The sequence below is a fragment of the Amycolatopsis sp. NPDC102522 genome, assembly GCF_055584485.1.
Genome location: NZ_JBVJLY010000001.1, coordinates 756,866 through 773,962, shown reverse-complemented (window position 1 = coordinate 773,962; position 17,097 = coordinate 756,866). Strand labels below are relative to the sequence as shown.

General features: G+C 69.0%; 16 protein-coding genes. 5 read left to right on the top strand and 11 right to left on the bottom strand.

Translation table 11 applies throughout. The features are described from left to right. Positions 1-182 precede the first annotated feature (182 nt). Positions 183-833 (bottom strand): response regulator, encoded by a 651-nt coding sequence (locus tag ACZ6YV_RS03470; RefSeq protein WP_465508116.1) that lies wholly within the window; start codon positions 831-833, stop codon positions 183-185. Next, entirely contained in the window at positions 830-2,611 is a 1,782-nt protein-coding gene (locus ACZ6YV_RS03465) for a sensor histidine kinase (protein ID WP_465508115.1), read from the bottom strand. The genes ACZ6YV_RS03470 and ACZ6YV_RS03465 overlap by 4 nt, the downstream gene beginning before the upstream one ends. Positions 2,612-2,842: 231 nt before the next feature. On the opposite strand from ACZ6YV_RS03465, the gene ACZ6YV_RS03460 reads away from it, so the two are divergent. Next, positions 2,843-3,577 carry an ABC transporter ATP-binding protein gene (locus ACZ6YV_RS03460; protein ID WP_465508114.1) on the top strand — a complete coding sequence of 245 codons (735 nt, stop codon included), beginning with the start codon at positions 2,843-2,845 and terminating at the stop codon, positions 3,575-3,577. Next, complete coding sequence (locus ACZ6YV_RS03455) at positions 3,577-5,826, top strand: FtsX-like permease family protein (RefSeq protein ID WP_465508113.1); 2,250 nt, start codon at positions 3,577-3,579, stop codon at positions 5,824-5,826. The genes ACZ6YV_RS03460 and ACZ6YV_RS03455 overlap by 1 nt, the downstream gene beginning before the upstream one ends. A 224-nt stretch (positions 5,827-6,050) precedes the next feature. On the opposite strand, the gene trmB is transcribed toward ACZ6YV_RS03455, so the two are convergent. The 6 genes from trmB to ACZ6YV_RS03425 form a co-directional block, all read right to left on the bottom strand. Next, positions 6,051-6,734, bottom strand: a complete 684-nt coding sequence (trmB, locus tag ACZ6YV_RS03450) for a tRNA (guanosine(46)-N7)-methyltransferase TrmB (RefSeq protein WP_465508526.1) — start codon at positions 6,732-6,734, stop codon at positions 6,051-6,053. Between the two features lie 205 nt (positions 6,735-6,939). Then, a complete protein-coding gene (locus ACZ6YV_RS03445; RefSeq protein WP_465508525.1) occupies positions 6,940-7,491 on the bottom strand; it encodes a hypothetical protein in 552 nt (183 codons plus the stop codon). 159 nt (positions 7,492-7,650) lie between these two features. After that, positions 7,651-8,403: a hypothetical protein gene (locus ACZ6YV_RS03440; protein WP_465508112.1), complete on the bottom strand. Its 753-nt coding sequence runs from the start codon at positions 8,401-8,403 to the stop codon at positions 7,651-7,653. Further along, positions 8,400-9,317, bottom strand: a complete 918-nt coding sequence (locus ACZ6YV_RS03435) for an ABC transporter ATP-binding protein (protein ID WP_465508111.1) — start codon at positions 9,315-9,317, stop codon at positions 8,400-8,402. Before ACZ6YV_RS03435 ends, ACZ6YV_RS03440 begins: the two co-directional genes overlap by 4 nt. Positions 9,318-9,469: 152 nt before the next feature. Beyond that, entirely contained in the window at positions 9,470-10,201 is a 732-nt protein-coding gene (locus ACZ6YV_RS03430) for an ABC transporter permease (RefSeq protein ID WP_465508110.1), read from the bottom strand. A 29-nt stretch (positions 10,202-10,230) separates the two neighbouring features. Next, positions 10,231-11,169: an ABC transporter ATP-binding protein gene (locus tag ACZ6YV_RS03425; protein ID WP_465508109.1), complete on the bottom strand. Its 939-nt coding sequence runs from the start codon at positions 11,167-11,169 to the stop codon at positions 10,231-10,233. 190 nt (positions 11,170-11,359) lie between these two features. On the opposite strand from ACZ6YV_RS03425, the gene ACZ6YV_RS03420 reads away from it, so the two are divergent. After that, entirely contained in the window at positions 11,360-11,938 is a 579-nt protein-coding gene (locus tag ACZ6YV_RS03420; RefSeq protein ID WP_465508108.1) for a TetR/AcrR family transcriptional regulator, read from the top strand. Then, complete coding sequence (locus ACZ6YV_RS03415; RefSeq protein ID WP_465508107.1) at positions 11,939-12,850, top strand: SDR family NAD(P)-dependent oxidoreductase; 912 nt, start codon at positions 11,939-11,941, stop codon at positions 12,848-12,850. It abuts the gene before it with no gap. An 18-nt stretch (positions 12,851-12,868) separates the two neighbouring features. Here the strand turns inward: ACZ6YV_RS03415 and ACZ6YV_RS03410 are convergent, their stop codons facing one another. From ACZ6YV_RS03410 to ACZ6YV_RS03400, 3 genes are all read right to left on the bottom strand, one after another. Then, positions 12,869-13,282, bottom strand: coding sequence for a VOC family protein (locus ACZ6YV_RS03410; protein ID WP_465508106.1), 414 nt, complete (start codon positions 13,280-13,282; stop codon positions 12,869-12,871). Between the two features lie 81 nt (positions 13,283-13,363). Beyond that, positions 13,364-14,020, bottom strand: a complete 657-nt coding sequence (locus tag ACZ6YV_RS03405) for a response regulator (RefSeq protein ID WP_465508105.1) — start codon at positions 14,018-14,020, stop codon at positions 13,364-13,366. Next, positions 14,017-15,225, bottom strand: a complete 1,209-nt coding sequence (locus ACZ6YV_RS03400; protein ID WP_465508524.1) for a sensor histidine kinase — start codon at positions 15,223-15,225, stop codon at positions 14,017-14,019. The genes ACZ6YV_RS03405 and ACZ6YV_RS03400 overlap by 4 nt, the downstream gene beginning before the upstream one ends. A gap of 195 nt (positions 15,226-15,420) precedes the next feature. Between ACZ6YV_RS03400 and ACZ6YV_RS03395 the strand changes: the two genes are divergently transcribed. Beyond that, entirely contained in the window at positions 15,421-16,953 is a 1,533-nt protein-coding gene (locus ACZ6YV_RS03395) for a dynamin family protein (protein ID WP_465508523.1), read from the top strand. Positions 16,954-17,097: the final 144 nt, after the last annotated feature.

Sequence of the window (17,097 nt, the reverse complement as noted above, 5' to 3'; positions counted from 1 at the left end):
GACTGTGTTGTTCATCGCGCCGACCGCTATCTCGTCGCCAGGGCGCCGGCTTGGGCGGACGAGTCGCCGATCCTTGTCGGGCGCCCTGCCGCCGAGATAGCGGGGCCTTCGGCCAAAAGGGGCGCGACTTCAAGGGATCAAGGGACCTTGGTCGCCTCAAATCGGGTACAGAACCGCATCGCTTAGTCCACGACGCCGCTGCGCCAAGCCCAAGCCGCGATCTCCACCCGGTTCCGTGCGCCCACCTTGCCCTGCACCGACGCCAGATGCGTCTTCACCGTCGACAGCGACAGGAACAGCTCGGCCCCGATCTCGGTGTTCGTCAGCCCCTTCGCCGCCGCCTTGACCACGTCCAGCTCCCGCGCGGTCAGCGGCTCCGAAGGCGGGACGACCTCGCGTTTCACCGTGCCGCCGTCGAAATGCTTCAAAAGCCGGACGGTGATCTGCGGCGACACCAGCGCGTCCCCGCGCGCGGCCGCGCGCACCGCTTCGATCAACAGCGCCGGACCGGCGTCCTTCAGCAGGAACCCGCTCGCGCCGTTGCGCAGCGCGGTGTGCACGTACTCGTCCAGGTCGAACGTCGTGACCACCACCACCTTCAGCGGATCCACGACGTCCGGGCCCGCCAGTTGTTTGGTGACCTCGAGCCCGTCGATCCCCGGCATGCGGATGTCCAGCAGGCAGACGTCCGGCCGCAGTTCACGCGCCTTCGCGACCGCCGAGACACCGTCCGGGACGTCGGAGACCACCTCGATGTCGTCCTGCGCGTCCAGGATCATCCGGAAGCCGATCCGCACCATGTCCTGGTCGTCGGCGATCAGTACCCGGATCACTCTTCTCCTTCAAGTGGTAGCCACGCTTCGACGCGCCATCCGCCGCCCGGCGCCCGTCCGGCGGACAGCCGGCCGTGCAGCAGGGCGACGCGTTCGCGCATACCGATCAGACCGTAGCCGCCCGACCCGCCGACCGGACGGCGCTGGGGCTCGCGTCCGTCATCGGTCACCTGGAGGTGCAGTTCGTTCCCGGTCACCTCGGCGATCACCAGCGTCTCCTTCGCGCCGGACGCGTGCTTGCCGACGTTCGTCAGCGACTCCTGCACCAGTCGCAACGCCGACCGCCCGACCTCGTGCGGCACGTTCGGCGGCAGTTCGAGCTTCATCGACGTCTTCACGCCGTGATTCGCTCGCTCGATCAGTGTCCGGAGGTCGGCGGCCAGATCGGTGGTGGCCTGCTCGCTGAATTCGCTGCTCCCGGCCGGGGCGTCCCCGCGCATACTCCGCACGAGCCGCCGCATCGCCGCGAGCGCCTCCACCCCGGCATCCTCGATCCGGCCCATCGCCTCGACCGCGACCTGCGGGTTCTTCTCGCCCATCATTTTCGCCGCCTGCGCCTGCACGACGATCCCGGTGACGTGGTGGGCGACGACGTCGTGCAGTTCGCGTGCGAGCGCCATCCGCTCCGACGTCTGCGCGTCGCTGATCGCCGACTGGATGACCTGCGTGCGCTCCGAGTCCCGCGAACGCAGCGCCAGGCCGATGGCCACCGAGATGCCGAGCAGCAGTAGCGCGACGATCCCGTACCCGGCGATGTCGTCGGGGTCCGTCATCAGCCTGGAAGTCGGCCGTTTGGTGTTGAGGATCGAGCAAACCGCGACGACCCCGGTCAGCACCGCGAGCCGTGGCATGGCCTTGGCCAGCCCGACCGCGCGGACCAGCGCGACGACCACTCCCATCCCCGCGACGATCTGTGTCCCCGGCACGCCGCCGGGCAGCGGGTAGTCGTAACCGAGCCGGAGGAACGGTGTGACCATCGCGGAAAGCAGCATGACGGCGGCGAGCGCGACTATCGCGTCGGCCGGTCGGCGCGGCGCGGCGACCGCGATGATCGCGGCGGTGATCGAGCAGACCAGGATGGGCAGGCCGTGCGCCCCGCCGGTGTAGGTGAAGCCGAATTCCAGGATCAGCGCGATGCCCAGCATGCCGATGAGCGGCCACTGGCCCATCACCAGCTTGTTGAGCTTCTGCAGCTTCTCGTAGCTTTTCGGATTCGTCATGCGGTCGCGCCCGGGAATCGCGAAGACCAGCGTGCCGCCCAGCAGGATGCCGCCGAACAGCATCGCCTGCGCCATGGTGCTGCCCGAGCCGCTGTAATAGTTGTAGCTGTACCGGCCGGACACCGCGGTCAGGGTGGCCAGCACCAGGCCGGAGATCACGGCTACCGCGACGCCAGGACGCGTCCGGCGCGCGGCGTAGAACAGGATTTCCACTCCCGCCACCACCTCGGTGATGGACAGGTGTGCGAGCACGCTCGAATAGGTCGGGACGCCGAAATACCGGACGACCAGCGTGTACGCCACCAGCACGACCGAAGCCGCGACGGCGGCCACCGCGGCCCGTTTCTGTGCCCAGAGCGCGCAGAACACCATCGCGAAGATGCCGGGGAACAGCAGGAGGTCGATGAAACGGGGGCCGGCGTCGTCGAAGGCGGCGTCGGTGATGAAGGCCAGGTCGAACGCGAGCGCGGCCAGCAGGACGGCCGCAGGCATGCCGATACGGCGCACGAGCGCGCTCGCCCGTGCGTAGAGCTTGTTTTGGGATGGCCCTGCTGTCACACCGTGACGGTAGAGGATCCGCCGCCGTCCGCACCTTGGCCGACCGGCCCGAGCCGGGTCGGCCGATCGGCCGATGCGCGCGGGATCAGCACTGGCCGTCTGCCCGAAGTGGACAGTGAGCGGATTCGAGAAGCTGATCGCGGCTGAAGTGACCGAGGTCTTTTGATCTTTTGAAGTCGCGCCCCTTTTTGACCGTCAGGTCCCGTGATCGTGATGGCAGGGCGCCTTTGCATGGGAGGTAACGTGAATTCCGAAGCAGCGCCCTGGCAGCACGATCACGGCAGGCGCGATAACAGTGCGGTTCTTTCCGGACGCGGGCTGGTGAAGCGATATGGCACGCAGCACGCGCTGGCCGGGATCGACATCGACATCCAGGCGGGTGACGCGGTCGCCATCGTCGGGCCCTCCGGCTCGGGCAAGACCTCCCTGCTGCACGTGCTCGCCGGGATCCTCCGCGCCGACTCCGGGCAGATCTTCCTCGCCGGGCAGCGGGTCGACCAGCTCAACGAGCGCAAGCGCAGCGAGCTGCGCCGCACCGAGTTCGGTTTCGTGTTCCAGTCCGGGATGCTCGTCGCCGAACTGAGCGCCGAAGAGAACGTCGCGCTGCCGTCGCTGCTGAGTGGCAAGGGCCGCAAGGAATCCATCGAGGCCGGCCGCGAATGGCTGGCGAAACTCGGCCTCGCGGGCAAGGAAAAGCGCCGCCCAGGTGAGCTTTCCGGCGGTGAGGCGCAGCGCGTCGCGATCGCACGGGCGCTGACGCACCGGCCGAAGGTGATCTTCGCCGACGAGCCGACCGGCGCGCTCGACACCCGCACCGGCCGCGCCACCATGGACGCGCTGCTCTCGGCGGCCGCAGACAGTGGCGCCGCGGTGATCGTCGTGACGCACGACCGTGAACTCGCCGAAGCCATGCCGCGCACCGTCTCCATCCGCGACGGCCTGATCGCGACGAGGCTGGCTGCCTGATGAACAGCTTCCAGCTGGCCATGCGGGTGCTCCGGGTCGACCGCCGGACCCGCACGTCGGCCATCCTCACCGCGGTCGGGGTCGCCGTCGCGACCAGTCTGGTGCTCCTGCTGGCCTCGCTGCCGGGCGCCACGCAGGCCCGTTCGCAGCGGGCGATGTGGCAGGACATCCACAGCTACTACGCCGATTCGGGGCAGACCCAGCGTCCGGCGCCGCTGCTGATGGCGGCGAACAAGGACTACTCGGGTGATCGCGAGATCATCCGCGTCGACATCGCCCAGACCGGCACCGCGCCGATGCTCAGCCTGCCGCCGGGCATCCCGAAGCTGCCCGCTCCCGGCGAGGCGATCGTTTCGCCCGAACTCGGCAAACTGATCCAGTCGGCGCCGCAGGCCCAGCTCGGGGAGCGGTTCGGCAAACTCGTCGACGCGCTCGGGCCCGATTCGCTGATGTATCCGGAGCAGCTGGTCGCCGTCGTCGGCCACACCCCGGAGTCGATGCCGAAGTCCGCGCTCGCCGCGGACGGCTTCCCCAACCGGGAAGCGAAGCCCGACCCGATGCTCCTGCTGCTCGCCTGGGTCGGGGTGATCGTCCTGCTCGTGCCGAGCCTGGTGCTCGTCGCGTCCTCGGCCCGGCTCACCGCCGCCCGGCGCGAAGTGCGGATGGCGGCGCTGCGGCTGGCAGGGGCGACCCCGAGTCAGGTGATGAAGATCGTCGCCGCCGAGACGGCGTTGTCCGCGGTGGTCGGCGCCTTGCTGGGCATTCTCGTGGCACCGGCGCTCCAAGGCCTCTCGACGTTCGTCCCCTGGGCTGGCGGGACGTGGCTCGCGTCGGACTTCAGTCTTCCGATCGTCTCGACCGTCGCGGTCGCCATCACGATCCCGCTGCTGGTCGTCTTCGCCGGGATCCTCGGCATCCGCCGCGTCCTGAAGACGCCGTTGTTCGCGGCTTCGGCCCACGCCCGCAAACCGCTGCACTGGTGGCGGCTGCTCGCGGTCCCCGTGGCCGGCGCCTTCTTCCTGGTCGCGGTCAGCCAGGACAACGGCAGCCTGCCGATGGTGATGTTCGGCCTCTTCCTGCTGGTCGGGTCGGCCGCGATCGTCGGACCGTGGGTCACCTCGGCGGTGGGCGGCACGTTCGTCCGGATCTGGCGCAAACCGGCCTCGCTCCTGGCCGGACGCAGGCTCCGCGACGACCCGAAGAGCGCGTACCGGGCCACGGCGGGTGTCGTGCTCGCGGTGTTCACCGGCTCGATGGCGCTCACGCTGCTGCCGACGTTCGAGTCGATGGCGGGCGGCGGACGGACCTTCAAGGACAACGTCCTCTACGCCGAGTCCGACGTGACCCAGGCGCAGCAGATCGCCGACAAGACCAACTCGTCCCTCGCCCGCAACGGGGTCACCGAGAAGGCGATCGCCCTCGGCCAGGTCTACCTGACCACCGGCGAGACGGGGACCCGCAACCAGACGACGAGCCGCGCCTTCGTGATGACCTGCGAGGACGCCACGAAACTGCTGCGGGTGAACATCGAGGGCACCTGTCAGCCGGGTCCCGCGATCTACAGCCGGACCCAGCTCGACCCGCCAGCCTACAGCGTGGCGTCGAACTACGACAAGGCCGGTACGCCGCTGGACGCGAAGACTCCGGTGCACCTCTTCCCGTCCAGTGACGAGGACACCTACGGCACGATCGTCATCGATCCGGCCCTGGTGCCCGCGGGGGTCACGCCGGAGCGCTACGACGTGGTCGTGCCGACGGCACCGGCGAACGGCGAGGTCGTGCGGACAGCGCTGGTCGGAGCGGCTCCCGGACAGGAAGTCGTCAGCCGCGGCCTGCACCTGATCGGCCAGCAGCAGGAACTCGGCGACCTGCGCCGGGTGACCGTGATCGGCCTGATCGCCGCCGGGGTGCTCGCCGGCTGCAGCGCGGCCGTGGCGACAGCCGGTTCGGTCATGGACCGCCGTCGCACCTTCGGGGCACTCATCGCGGCCGGTACACCGGTCCGGGTGCTGGCGAGGGCGCTGCGGATGGAAGCGGCCCTGCCCGCGATGGTGGCCACCATCGGCGCGGGTGCGGTCGGGATCGGAGTCGGCGTGGGGCTCTACAGCATGGTCGAAAAGGACGGTGTCGTGCTGAGCCCGTGGCTGCTGGCGCCCGTGGTGCTGGGAATCGGGGTGGCGTTGCTCGGGGCATCCGTCTCGACCCCGGCGCTCAAGCGGGTGCAGTCGGAGCCGTTGGCCGACGAATAAAAGGTTCGCCCGAATGGCGTCATGGCGCCGGGGCGGACAGGTCTCGTGGGTGGAGTCGGTGGAAACCACCCACGAGCCGGGTGCCCGGGTCGTCCCTCTGTCGGGGGATGGACGAACGGGCACCGGGGATGCGCAGGGGGCATCCCAAGGCACGGGGGTGTGAAGAAAGGGCCGGTCAGGGACGTGGGGACGTCCTGACCGGCCCTTTCAGGCGTTCTAGGCAGCTAGACGCGCTCGAAGATCAGGTCGTGCGAGATCCGGCCCTCGACGTCGGCGCGGTTCTCGAACTTCGTGACCGGGCGCCACTCCGGACGCGGCGCCCAGCCGCCCGGCTCGTCGGCGTGCCGGTTGCGCAGGAGCGGTTCGGCCGAGCAGACCTCCATCATCTGCTCCGCGTAGTTCTCCCAGTCGGTCGCCATGTGGAAGGTCCCGCCCGGCGCGAGCCGCGACGCCACCAGCGAGACGAACTCCGGCTGCACGATCCGCCGCTTGTGGTGCCGCTTCTTCGGCCACGGGTCCGGGAAGAACAGCCGGACACCGGACAGCGAACCCGGCTCGACGTGCGACGTCAGCAGCACGACGGCGTCGCCGTGCATCAGCCGCAGGTTCTTCACCCCGAGCTTCTCCGCGCGCAGCATCAGCTGGCCGAGCCCGGGCTCGTACACCTCGACCGCGACGTAGCTGAGTTCCGGCGCGGCGGCCGCGAGCTGGGACGTGGTCTCGCCCATGCCCGAGCCGATCTCCATCATGACCGGGGCCTGCCTGCCGAACCAGTCGCCGAAATCCACCGTGCCTTCGGGCAGTTCGCCGACGGTACGGCCGAGCGACGGCCAGAGATCTTCCCAGGCTCGCTGCTGCCCGACGGTCATCCGGCCGCCGCGGTTGACATAGCTGACCACGCTGCGCATCCGTGGCTGGTCCTCGTTTTCCACCCGCCCATTAAACGCGGGCGCTCTGCCCGCCGGTGAACCCGCATCCGCGATCACGTCGGCAGGGCGCATCGTTGGTAAACCACGTCGCTTCGGTCGACAAGCGCCCTGCCACCGCGATAGCGGGGCCTTCGGCTGGGGCGGGTTCGCTTCGGTCGAGTTCCGGAGCGCGCTTTCAGCTCCGCTACCTGACTGCTTCGAACTCCCCCAGCCGCGAGCGCAGTCCCGCGAATCCGGCGACGGCGATCGGTGCCGGCGTCGAGCTGGAATGGGCGGGGAGAAGGTCGATCCAGCCGTCGTGGCGGCTGGTGTTCAGCACCGTGGTCGGGATCGAATGCCCGGAAGCCCCGCGTTCGGAAGGCATGAACTCCCAGTATCCGGATTCTCCGTCCGCGGCCCACGGGACGAATTCCCAGCCGGGCCGCCTGCCGAGCAGACCGGAGATGCGATCTTCGATGCGGAAACCGAGTTCCCGCGATTCGAGTCTGCCTTCCACGATGGCGCGAAGCCACCATGGCGCGGGGATTTCGCCGTGCATTCCACTGGACGCGCGGTACAGCGCGACAACGAGATCTTCGGGTGCGCGGTGCACCCAGGCGCGACGGATATCGGATGGCCGGGTCGCCGACGCCACCGTGCGGGGCAGTTCGATCGCCTGTGACCATTCGAGGTCGAGCATGGGCTCGAGTCGCGGCTGCGTGCTTTCCGTGCGGGCTTTCGGGATCGTGCGTTCCACTCCCTGACCGGAATCCACCGTCAAGGATCACCTCCGGGGCCGAGAGCCGAAAATAGGCTCATCCCGAGCATCGCCCGGTCTGGAACAGTATGTCCGCATCCTGTGAGAGAAGCCACAGGCTCTTAACGTGGACTTAACTCCTTTGGCCGAGGTAAAAGCTCACGCGTCCCGGCGATGGGTGATCATCAGTCCGGCCGTATAAACAATCACGCAGATGCCGGCGAAATAAGCCAAATAACCCCACGGCCCCAAGGGCGGCTGGAGTTTCAGCATCGAAACCGTCAGATCCGGTCCGGCGAACTGATTCGCGGCGACGAACGGCATCCACTGGTAGATGTCATTGCCCACGCGCGGAATCAGGATGACGAGCGCCTCGATCAACTGTGTCCAGGCCAACGCGAAGCCGAGGGCGAACGCGGGGCTGCGGAACAGCAGGCCGAGACCGACACCGAGGAGACCGGTCAGCGCGAAGGTCAGCCCTTGCCCCGCCACCGCGCGCCAGTCGGCGCCCGAAGCCAGGCCCAGGTCGGCGGCCGGTTTGACCAGATACGCGATTCCCCAGGAGCAGAAGCCCACGAGCAGGCCGATCAGCCCCGAGAACACCCCGACGACGGCGCCCTTCGCCAGCAAGGCGGGCACGCGGGACGGCACCGCCTGGAAGGTGAGCTTCAGCGTGCCCCAGTTGAACTCGGTCGCCGCCGCGAGGATGGCGAGGACGAGCACCACGGTCCGGCCCATGGCGCTGGCCGTCTGCGTGGTGGCGACGGTCGTCTGCTCCTCCAACGGTACGAAGCCGAAGAACAGCGCGGTGTAGCCGATCGCGAGGACGACCGCGATTCCCGCGCACCACCAGGGCGCACGCGTGCTCAGCAGCTTGATCCGCTCCGCGCGGAGCATGTTCGCCGCGGTCATCGGGTCACCTCCGGGACACCGGCGCCGTACTCGACGGCTTCGGCGGTGAGTTGCATGTACGCCTGTTCGAGAGAGCCGGTGAGCGGCTTCAGCTCGTGGAGGGTGGCGCCCGCGGCGAACGCGAGCTCGCCGATGCCGTCGCTGTCCATTTCGGACACGACGAGCGCGCCGTCCTCCTCGCGGAATTCGACGCCCTTCTCGGTCAGCGCCGTCCGCAGTTCGGGCAGATGCGGGCTCCGGACCCGCACGCCGAGGCCCTTCGCACGGCCGACGAAGTCCTCCATCGTGCCCTGGTAGATCAGCTTCCCCCGGCCGATCACCACGAGGTCCTGCGCGGTCTGTGCCATCTCCGGCAGCAGGTGGCTGGACACGAACACGGTGCGGCCCTCGGCGGCGAGCGCGTGCATCAGCCGCCGGATCCACACGATGCCCTCGGGGTCGAGCCCGTTGACAGGCTCGTCGAACAGCAGCACCCGCGGGTCGCCCAGCAACGCCGTCGCGATCCCGAGCCGCTGCGACATCCCGAGCGAGAACTGCCCGGCCCGTTTGCGCGCGACCGGCTCCAGCCCGACCAGCCGGAGCACCTCGTCGACCCGCTTGTCGGTCAGGCCGTTGGTCGCGGCGACCCACCGGAGGTGCTCGCGGGCGGTGCGACCAGGGTGCCGCCAGGTCGCGTCGATCATGCCGCCGACCGTCCGAAGTGGATCACGCAGCTCGCGGTAGGCCTTGCCGTCGATCGTCGCCGAACCCGACGTGGGGCTGTCGAGCCCGAGCATCATCCGCATGGTGGTGGATTTGCCCGCCCCGTTGGGGCCGAGGAACCCGGTCACCCGGCCGGCTTCGGCGACGAAGGAAAGATCATCCACGGCGAGCTTGTCGCCGTAACGCTTCGTGAGTCCGGTGGCCTCGATCATCGGCCCTCCCTCCGGTGGTTTCCGACAGTATCAACGAGGAAAGGACCGAGCTGCCCCCCGACAGGCGGCTCGGTCCTTGTTCCCCTTTTTCTCCCCGTCCGGACGCCCAGCTCCCCCGAGCGAACGTCCGGCTTCTCCCCTGTGGAAGTTTCCTACGCGTCGCGCTTTTCGGCGACTACCAGCGAGATGATCAGCATCACAAGCGCGAAACCGGCGAAGTAGGCCAGCGACCCGCCTTGGCTCAACGGCGCGTCCGCGACGGCGGGACCCGAACCGGTGATGAACCGGTCGGCGACGTGGAACGGCAGCCAGTCGTAGACGTCCTGGCCGATCTTCGGGATGAGCCGGATCAGGTTCTCCACCGCGAGGGTGTAGATCAGCAGGAGCGAGATCGCGCCGGCGCTCTGCCGGATCAGGATGCCGACGGCGACCGCGATCACGGAGGCGAGCGCGAACACCACACCGACCCCGGCGACGGTGAGCCACTCCGTGGCGGTGTTCAGCATGAGGTCTTCCGGCCGCATGGCCGAGGCGAGTCCCCAGGCGGCGAACGCGGCGACCTCGCCGATGACGAGCGAGAGCAGCGCGACGACGGCGGTCTTCGCCAGCAGCGCCGACTTGCGGTTCGGTATGGCCTGGAAGGTGGTGCGGATGGTGCCGAAGCGGTATTCGGTGGTCACCGAAAGCGCCGCCAGCACCATGATCACGGTCATGCCGAAGGTGTAGCCGAACTGGGTGTTCGAGACGTCGGTGAAATCGCCTGCGGGCAAGGCCCCGGCGAAGATGGCGGCGAAGCCGATCACGACCGCGAGGGCCATCAGCGCACACCACCAGGGTGAGCGTGTGGTGAACAGCTTGATGCGTTCCACGGCGAGCAGAGTCATGGCTTTTCTTTCCTCGAGAGAGTGAACGGCTACTGGGCGGCGGCGACCACTTCGGCGGCTTCGGTTTCGAGACCGGTGTGGTACTCGACCGAATCGCCGGTGATCTGCATGAAGGCCTGCTCCAGGGAGCCGGTCTGCGGGCTGAGCTCGTGCAGCACGATCTGGTTGGCCGCGGCGATCTCGCCGATCTTGTCACTGTCCAAACCGGACACGATGAGCGCTTGTCCGGCGTCGGCGACCTGTGCGCTCGCCTGCGTCAGCACGGTGCGCAGCGCCGGCAGCTGCGGCGACCGGACCTTGACCGTGTTCTCGGCGGCCCGTGACACGAAGTCCTCGGTGGTGGACTGGGAAATCAGCTGTCCCTTGCCGATCACGACCAGCCGGCTCGCGGTCAGCGCCATCTCCGAGAGAAGGTGCGAGGAAACGAACACCGTGCGGCCTTCGTCGGCCAGCCGGTGCATGAACTTCCGGATCCAGAGGATGCCCTCGGGGTCGAGACCGTTGACCGGCTCGTCGAACAGGAGGACCTCGGGGTCACCCAGCAGTGCGGCCGCGATCCCCAGCCGCTGCGACATGCCGAGGGAGAACCCTCCGGCGCGCTTTCCGGCGACGCTGGTGAGCCCGACGGTTTCGAGCACCTCGTCGACCCGGCCCGCCGGGATCTTGTTGGACTTCGCCATCCACTGCAGATGCGCCCGCGCCGATCGGTTGGGGTGCACCCACTTGGCGTCCAGCAGCGCGCCGACCGTCCGCAGCGGCTCCTTCAGCTCACGGTAGAGCTTGCCGCCGATGCGCACCTGACCCGAGGTCGGGTTGTCCAGGCCGAGGATCATCCGCATGGTCGTCGACTTGCCCGCCCCGTTGGGGCCGAGGAATCCGGTGACCTTCCCGCCCTCGACGGAGAAGGACAGGTTGTTCACCGCCAGTGTCTTGCCGTACCGCTTGGTGAGGCCCGCTGCCTCGATCATGTCTGCTCCCCTCGGCGACTGCGAGAACAATCGTCGTTCATGTGGGTGGCCGAGCGCGTCATCCTGAGGTGCCAACCCGGTACCCGACCTGAGAAGTAGCTTGCCGTCTCCTGGCGGCGTACGCGATCGGTGACACCCCTGAGAGTGACCCTGAATCGTCAGGGTTAATGAACCGTGGTTCAATAACGACATGGCGAGACCTCGCACCATCACCGACGAGCGGCTGCTGACCGCGGCGGGGACCGTGATCGGCATGGTCGGCCCGGGTTTCACGCTGGCCCAGGTGGCGGCGGAGGCAGGCGTCGCGGTCGGCACCGTCGCCCAGCGGTTCGGTTCGAAAAACGGTCTCTTGCAGGCCTTGAGCCGGTCGAACACGCAGTCCGTCGCAAGGCTGATGCGGGATTGCGGCGAGCCGGCCGATCCCGTGGAGGCCCTGCGCGCGGCGGTCGTCGTGGTCTACGAGGGCTTGGGGACGGCGGAGACCGCGGCGAACCACCTCGGGCAATTGGGAGTGGACATCGGAGATCCGGAACTCCGTGCCCTGCTGGGTGAACATTTCACCGCCGTGGAAGCGGAACTACGGCGGCTGATGCGGGCGGCGGCGCGTGATCTGCCGGGGGCGCCGGGTGTCGTCCGGGCGGCGCGAGTGCTGCTGGGGGTGGCGAACGGGGCCGCGCTGGACTGGTCGATCCGGCCGAAGGGCAGGTTCGTCGACCGGGTGGGGCAAGACGTGGACGCGGTACTGACCGCGTGGAAAGGAGTGTCCTGAATGGACCGGAAAGTGGCCGTCGTCACGGGGGCGACGCGAGGATGCGGCCGGGCGATCGCGGTGGAGCTGGGCAGGCTCGGCTGGACGGTGTTCGTCACCGGCCGCACGACGAGGGACCGGCAGTCGCCGATGAAGCGGTCGGAGACGATCGAGGACACCGCGGAGCTCGTCGACGCGGCGGGCGGCTGGGGGATCCCCGTCCGCACCGACTTCACCGAAGTGTCCGATGTGGACGCGCTGAAGGCGCGGATCGAGTCCGAAGTGGACGGCCGGATCGACGTCCTGGTCGACGACGTCTGGGGTGGCGACCCGTTCGCGGACTTCGACGGGGCGTACTGGAACTCCAGTCTCGACGACGCGCTCACGCTGGTGCACAACGCGATCGACACGCACCTGATCGCGTTGCACCGGCTGCTCCCGCTGGTCGTCCGGCGGGAGGGCGGGCTCGTCATCGAGGTCACCGACGGTGACCACGACGAGTACGTCGGCGCGGGGATCCCGTACTTCCTCGCGAAATCCGCCATCCGGGCGATCGGCCGGGCACTCGGCGCCGAACTGAAGAAATACGAGTGCGTCGGCATGACCGTCACGCCGGGTTTCCTGCGGTCGGAGGCGATGCTCGACTACTTCGGGATCACCGAGGAGACCTGGCGGGACGCGGTGGGCAAGGCCGCCCCGGTCGACTTCGCCATCTCGGAGACCCCGGCGCTGCTCGGGCAGGGCGTCGCGAAACTGGCGACCGACCCGGAGGTCTCCCGTTTCGCGGGCAAGACGCTCGCGTCGTGGACGCTGATGAACGAGTACGGCCTGACCGACGTCGACGGCTCACGCCCGGACTTCGGCAAGTGGATGGCCGAAGTCCGGGACAAGGGCAAGGATCCGGAGACGGCCGACCACTCCCTGTACCGCTGAGACCGTGCTGGCCGGGGCCTACTTCTTCCCGGCCAGCACGTCCAGGTAGTGCTGGTTGAACATCACGCCGAGAACGTTGCCGAAGGGGTCGACGACGGCCGCTGTCACGAAGCCCGGCCCGCGCTCGATGATCGGCTCGTACTCCTTCGCGCCCTTTTCGAGCAGCTTCGCGAAGGCGTCTTCGACGTTGTCGACGGCCCAGTTCGCGATGGCCCCACCAGGGCCGGGCTGGGCCAGCGGCGACCGGTAGTCGCCGCGGACCAGGCCGAACTCGTGCTGGTAGTCGCCGATCCGGAACTCGGCGTACGCCGGCTTCTCGTCGGGACCGTTGCGGACGAAGTACGGCTCGATCCCGAACAGCTCCGAGTACCACTCGATCGCGGCGGCCATGTCGTCGGCGTAGAACGTGGTGGTGGTGAGACCTCGCAGCATTTCCTTCTCCTCAGGTAGTGGCTCTGAAAAGAAGGATCCACCGCAAAGTGCTCACCGAATGACCACTTTCCCGGCCGGGTTTCAGCTGACCCCGGGACGCGCCAGCCCGGTCTCGTAGGCAAGCACCACGGCCTGCACCCGATCACGCAGATCCAGCTTGGACAGGATCCGCCCGACATGCGTCTTCACCGTCGCTTCGGACAGGAACAGCGTCTCGGCGATCTCCAGGTTCGAGAGGCCCTTCGCGATCAGCACGAGCACCTCCCGCTCCCGGTCGGTGAGGACGTCGAGCTCGGCCGCGTCCCGCAACGGCTTCCCGCCGCCGCCGACGAACCGGTCGAGCAGCCGCCTGGTCACCGAAGGCGAGACAACGGCGTCGCCCGAAGCGACCGCCCGCAGCGCCGACACCAGGTGATCCGGCTGCGTGTCCTTCAACAGGAACCCGCTCGCCCCGCCCTGCAGCGCCGAATAGACGTACTCGTCCAGGTCGAACGTCGTCATCACGAGCACCCGCGCCGTCCCGGCCTCGACGATCCGCTTCGTCGCCTCGACCCCGTCCAGCACCGGCATCCGGACGTCCATCAGCACGACGTCGGGCCGCAGTTCCTCGGCGAGACGGATGGCCTGCGCACCGTCACCCGCCTCGCCGACGACGTCGATGTCCGCCTGCGCGCCCAGGACCATCCGGAACCCGACGCGCATCAATTCCTGGTCGTCGACGACCACCACCCGTATCACGTCGCCAACCTAACCGGGAGCCTCGCGTGCACCTGCCACCCTCCACCGGGAGCGGGCCCGACCTCCAGCGTGCCGCCGAAGACGTTCGCCCGTTCCCTCATTCCGATCAATCCGTTCCCGCCGGGGACGGCGAGTTTCCGAGGTCCCGACGGCGCGGCGGACGAACCCGCCTTCGTGGCGGCGGGTACCAGTTGTTTCGCGCGGCCGGCGCCGTCGTCGGTGACCCGGACGTCGATCACGTCCTTCTCCCGGCGCACCAGCACCTCCGCCTGCGCGCCCTGACCGGCGTGCTTCAGCGTGTTCGTCAGGGACTCCTGCACGATCCGGTACACGCCGAGCGAGACACCGGCGGGCAGCCCTTCCAGCGCGTCGGAGCCGATCGCCAGCGTCACCGGCACCCCCGCCTGGCGGATCCGGTCCGCGAGGTCGGTCAGCGCGCTGGCGTCCGGCTGCGGCACGCGCGGCTCGTCGTCACCGTCGCTGCGGAGCACGTCCAGCAGCCGCCGCAGTTCGGCGAGCGCGCCGCGGCCGGTCTCCGAAATCGTCTGCAAGGCCCGTTTCGCCATCTCGGGATTCCCGTCGACCGCGTAGCCCGCGCCGTCGGCCTGCACGACCATCACGCTCACCGCGTGCGCGACGACGTCGTGCAGCTCGCGGGCGATCCGGCCGCGTTCCTCGCCGACGGCGATCCTGGTCGCCTGGTCCCGTTCCGTCTCAAGTAGATGCAACCTGGCTTCCACCTCCTCGTGATAGGCGCGCCTCGCGCCGGCGAACTCGCCGAGTGTCCAGCACAGTGCTGCGGAGAAGACGCCGATGATCACCAGTACCCAGATGTCCTCCGGCGGGTCGACCCACAGCTGGATCCCGGAGATGACGAAGGTCGCCAGCAGGTACAGCAGCCCCTGCCTGCGTCCCACGTAGACCAGCACCGAGTAGATGCTGATGATCACCGCGAACGCGCTGGCCGCGCCCAGCTCCAGCGCCCCGTGCGGGATGCCGATCAGCAGCAGCAGGTACGCCGACCACAGTGTCGCCTTTCGCCGGAAGACCAGCGGGACGACCATCGCGATGTCCAGCGGAACGACCACGTACCAGGGCGGCATCGGGACTTCCGGCGTCTCGACGGCCGCCACGTAGAACAGCAGGTCGGTCAGCAACAGGACGACGGCGATGAGACTGTCCCCCGCCATGGGGTGGGCACGCATCCAGAGGCTCAACCGTCGCACCTGGTAACACTATGTCGGCCTGGGCCGCTCGCGCGTCGGTCGCCGGTACCACCTTCGGTGCGACCCGAGGATGAGCGGCATGGCACGATTCGGGGCGGCACGCTCGACGACTGGGAGGGGGCGGGCGCCGTGACGTCAGCGACGGAGCAGGGCCGTCTCGCCGGCCCGCTGTCGATGTCGGTGGCCAATCTCTGTCACCGCCTGCAGCCGCAGGTGTCCGCGCGTACCGCGGCCGGGTTCGCCGAGGTGCTGCGACGGCTGGGCGGGCCGCTCCAGGTCGCCGTCGCCGGCCGGATCAAGTCGGGTAAGTCCACACTGGTCAACGCCCTGATCGGGCGCCGGGTCGCGCCGACCGACGTCGGCGAGTGCACCCGGCTGGTGACCCGGTTCCAGTACGGCACCGTCGATCGCGTCGAGATCGTCTTCAACGACGGCCGCAAACAGGTGCTGCCCTTCGCCGCCGACGGGATGATCCCGGCCGAGCTGGGCATCGACATCGACAAGGTGTCGCATATCGAGGCCTACCTCACCAACGCGGTACTGCAGGGCATGACCGTCATCGACACCCCCGGTCTCGGATCGCTCGACGCCGCTTCGGTGTCGCGGACCGAGCAGCTGCTGGGCGCGGCGAAGCACCGCAAGCCCGACGACGCGGAAGAGGACGAAGAGGGCTCGGACGAGCTGGACGACACCTCACGCAGTGCCGTCGCGGGCGCCGAGGCCGTGCTTTACGTCGTCACGCAGGGCGTGCGCGCCGACGACCAGCAGGCGCTGGCCGCGTTCACCGCCGCGACCGCGAGCCGCGAGGCGGGCCCGGTCAACGCGATCGCGGTCCTCAACAAGGCGGACACCATCGCGCCGGAGTCGGTCGAAGGCTCGGGCGGCGACGTGTGGAAGGCCGCGACGCTGTTGTCGGAGAAGCAGGCCGCGACGCTGAAGCCGCGGATCGCGGACGTGCTCCCGGTGATCGGGCTGATCGCGGAGTCGGCCGAGTCCGGCGGGTTCTCCTCTCCCGACGCCGAGGCGCTGCGCCAGCTGGCCGGGATGGACGACGACATCCTCGAGACCATGCTGATCTCGGCGGACATCTTCACCAGCTGGGAATGCGACGTCGCGTCGGGCACCCGGCTGCGGCTGCTGGAGAAACTGGACCTGTTCGGCGTCCGGTACGCCGTCGAGGCGATCCGCGCGGAGCCGGAGATCACCGCGGGCTCACTGCGGCGGAAGCTGCTCGACGCCTCCGGTCTCGAAGCCGTCCGCCAGCGGCTGAGCATCGTCTTCGCCGCCCGCGCCGACGGCATCAAGGCGGCCGCCGCGCTGGCTTCGGTCACCGCGCTGGCCCACGCGTCGGGCGACCCGGCCGAACGGCAGCGCGTCCACGACGCGATCGAAGTCCTGCTCGCCAAGCCCGAGGCACACCAGCTCCGGCTGCTCGAAGCGCTCACGCTGGTCGCGTCCGGCGCCGTCGACATGCCCGAGGACCTGTCCGAGGAGGTCCTGCGGGTCGGTAGCAACGCCGACATCGGCGCCCAGCTCGGCAAGCCGGGCGCTCCCCGCGCCGAGCTCGCGGCCCACGCGCTGGAACGCGCCGGCTGGTGGCGCTCCTTCGCGTCCTTCGGCGCGACGCCCGCCCAGAGCCGCGTCGCGCACGTTGTGCACCGGGCGTACTTCCTCATCTGGCAGCAGATCCGCGAGCCGCAGGCCTGACGCCCTTCCGCGGGTCGGGTTGGTCGTGAGTGGCGAGTGTCGTTAGAACGACCAACGCCCCCGACCACCCCCCGGGACCGCCCGCCCCCCCCCCCGACCCCGTCCCCCGGGCCCCGCCACCCCAGAGGCACCCCCCCGATGTAT

What these genes read in the sequence shown, in the direction of transcription:
- ACZ6YV_RS03395 (WP_465508523.1), top strand. Translation starts at nt 15,421, where the DNA reads ATGTCGGTGGCCAATCTCTGTCACCGCCTGCAGCCGCAGGTGTCCGCG.
- ACZ6YV_RS03415 (WP_465508107.1), top strand. Translation starts at nt 11,939, where the DNA reads ATGGACCGGAAAGTGGCCGTCGTCACGGGGGCGACGCGAGGATGCGGC.
- ACZ6YV_RS03400 (WP_465508524.1), bottom strand. Translation starts at nt 15,225, where the DNA reads ATGCGTGCCCACCCCATGGCGGGGGACAGTCTCATCGCCGTCGTCCTG.
- ACZ6YV_RS03410 (WP_465508106.1), bottom strand. Translation starts at nt 13,282, where the DNA reads ATGCTGCGAGGTCTCACCACCACCACGTTCTACGCCGACGACATGGCC.
- ACZ6YV_RS03425 (WP_465508109.1), bottom strand. Translation starts at nt 11,169, where the DNA reads ATGATCGAGGCAGCGGGCCTCACCAAGCGGTACGGCAAGACACTGGCG.
- ACZ6YV_RS03455 (WP_465508113.1), top strand. Translation starts at nt 3,577, where the DNA reads ATGAACAGCTTCCAGCTGGCCATGCGGGTGCTCCGGGTCGACCGCCGG.
- ACZ6YV_RS03420 (WP_465508108.1), top strand. Translation starts at nt 11,360, where the DNA reads ATGGCGAGACCTCGCACCATCACCGACGAGCGGCTGCTGACCGCGGCG.
- ACZ6YV_RS03440 (WP_465508112.1), bottom strand. Translation starts at nt 8,403, where the DNA reads ATGACCGCGGCGAACATGCTCCGCGCGGAGCGGATCAAGCTGCTGAGC.
- ACZ6YV_RS03430 (WP_465508110.1), bottom strand. Translation starts at nt 10,201, where the DNA reads ATGACTCTGCTCGCCGTGGAACGCATCAAGCTGTTCACCACACGCTCA.
- ACZ6YV_RS03435 (WP_465508111.1), bottom strand. Translation starts at nt 9,317, where the DNA reads ATGATCGAGGCCACCGGACTCACGAAGCGTTACGGCGACAAGCTCGCC.
- trmB (WP_465508526.1), bottom strand. Translation starts at nt 6,734, where the DNA reads ATGCGCAGCGTGGTCAGCTATGTCAACCGCGGCGGCCGGATGACCGTC.
- ACZ6YV_RS03460 (WP_465508114.1), top strand. Translation starts at nt 2,843, where the DNA reads ATGGGAGGTAACGTGAATTCCGAAGCAGCGCCCTGGCAGCACGATCAC.